2 protein-coding genes are annotated in these 2,241 nt (G+C 30.3%); both read right to left on the bottom strand.

The features are described 5' to 3' along the window. Positions 1-79: 79 nt before the first annotated feature. Positions 80-1,366 (bottom strand): hypothetical protein, encoded by a 1,287-nt coding sequence (locus CIK99_RS01880; protein ID WP_094379206.1) that lies wholly within the window; start codon positions 1,364-1,366, stop codon positions 80-82. Then, on the bottom strand, positions 1,336-1,719 hold the full coding sequence (locus CIK99_RS01875; RefSeq protein WP_144007864.1) for a hypothetical protein: 384 nt from the start codon (positions 1,717-1,719) through the stop codon (positions 1,336-1,338). Before CIK99_RS01875 ends, CIK99_RS01880 begins: the two co-directional genes overlap by 31 nt. Between the last annotated feature and the right edge of the window lie 522 nt (positions 1,720-2,241).

Below are 2,241 nucleotides of genomic sequence, written 5' to 3'. Positions count from 1 at the left end.
TTAGCAGCAATTTCAACCACTTCTTTTAGGTGTGGGAAACTTTAATAACATAATAGTATTCTTTGCAACCCTCTTATTATTATCTGAAATTTTTGCCATTGTTAATTTTAATCTGCTTATTCTTTTGAATATTTTTATCTACCAAATATAAAAAAATAGCCCAAGCAGCAAGATTTCGAGCATTGTTACCCCAAAAATCAAAAAATGAAATTTCCACCTGCAATAGAGCGAACATCAATAACGACATATCTAAATATTTATAATTTACGCATATTTTGCGTAATATCATTATCTGCATTAAAACTCCGAACAAACCAAATCTTGAGAAATAGCCCACAAAACCACAATCATCTTGATAAATATGCATGTTATCAGTCAAATATGAAATTTGACTACCCAAATAGTTTTTACCTCCGGGAACACCTGATCCAAAAACATAATATAAAGGAGAGTCACTGAAACTATTTATAAAATAATCAGCAGCAACAAAACGGATAAAATCTTCATTACTTTCCCCCATTTCTGTTTGAGTTTGAGCATTAAGGTCAACCATTGCATTACTCAAGAAAAAGTATATACCTACAAGTAAAATTCCGATAAAAATCTTGCGACCAGTATTACCTCCTCGTTCAGAATAAAACAATGTTCCTATGGATATACAACTTACCACTGCATATATATCTTTTCTTGCTAAGAAAAAATAAATGGCTATAGCACAGATTATGAACATAGCATAATTGTAGATTGTTTTTCCTTCCTTTTTCAGTATTTTGCCAAAGCAAAGCATTATAGCCAACAAACAATACCCAATACCGAATAAATAGAAACGCCAAAATCCCATTCTTTTTTCTAATAATCCAGAATATTCATCTGCATCTCTTCCATTAAACCAATATGTCGGATACGTAAATTGCTGTATTACTTCAAAGAAGCCAAAAACAGCAGTAAATATCATAAGATATTTGAAGAGTAGCCGTTCTTCTACATTCCATTTATGAAGAATATAATAAAGAGACATCGGAAAAACAAACATTAAAATTCCAGCCAAAGAATCATATAAAGATTGACCGAAGATTAAAATAGAAGGAATACAACTAAGCAAGAAACTCAGTACAACCAAATTAACCGTTTTTGACATGGTCGTTCCATTCATATATGTCTGCTTGGCTAACAATAGAGCCATTACAGGATAGGCTACTATAAAAACCAATCCACGAGGAAAGTCTGTAAATTCTCTATAACTCATAAAGTTCGTAAAATAGAGCATTAAAAACAAGACCACTCCTTTTTGCCAAAAATGCAGTTTTGTATTAACAGTTCGAAATTTCATTTTTACTAAATACCGAATAATAATTTCGATAAACATTTATTTTGTTTCAAAAAATCAGCAATTTTTACCGATAGCTTTATCGAAATTACTGAAATAACTAAAGAGTAACAAATTTGCAATGTTAAACTAACAGGAAAGTCATTTTGTCCTAATATATAATCACCGACTTCTTTAAAAGGCATGACAAAGAATATATGTAAAATGTATATCTCTAAAGAATTTTTTCCTACGATTTCCAACCAAGAATAATCAGAAGCCTTAAAAGCACCATATAGAAATCCTATTGCCAAAATAGGTATCAATATTCCCCAAATAGAAAGCTTATAAGAACTATTATTGAGTATAAATAAAAGAACAAATAAAGCTAAACAAAACAAATTAGTTTTCATATTCAACAGTTTGACTTCTAATAATTGATAATGCCTTATCATACAACCAAAGACAAATGCCAAATAATAACTATTTACCCCCCCCCCATATTCATAAATTCTCGAGGCAAATCATAATGTCCAATAAATCTAGAGAAAATGGTCAAAACAAAATATACGAAGAAATGCATTGCAAGTTCAACATATATTCCCTTTTTGAGGGATTGTAACATCCAATTTTCTAGAAGGACTATACTATTAACTATAAAAAGGATTTGCAAAAACCAATATCCAAAATATCCTCTAAGTATATAAACAAATATACCTGTAAAAAGATATGGTATGAGTATTCTCTGAATTTTTTTTGCAAAGATCTTCACAATAGTAACCCTATTATAATCAATAGCTTTATAGAACCTTAATTCCGCAACACTATAGTTTAACATTATTTATAAGTGCCTGAGCAACAAAAAGTTGCCCAGGATTTTGCCATGTCAGAATTTTCACTTACCTTAGTGTTGCGAAAAGAAGACAAGCAAAACT

This window comes from Prevotella sp. P5-92 (genome assembly GCF_002251245.1).
GTDB lineage: Bacteria > Bacteroidota > Bacteroidia > Bacteroidales > Bacteroidaceae > Prevotella.
The sequence above is the reverse complement of the archived record's forward strand: the minus strand, read 5'-3'. Positions and strand labels throughout refer to the sequence as shown.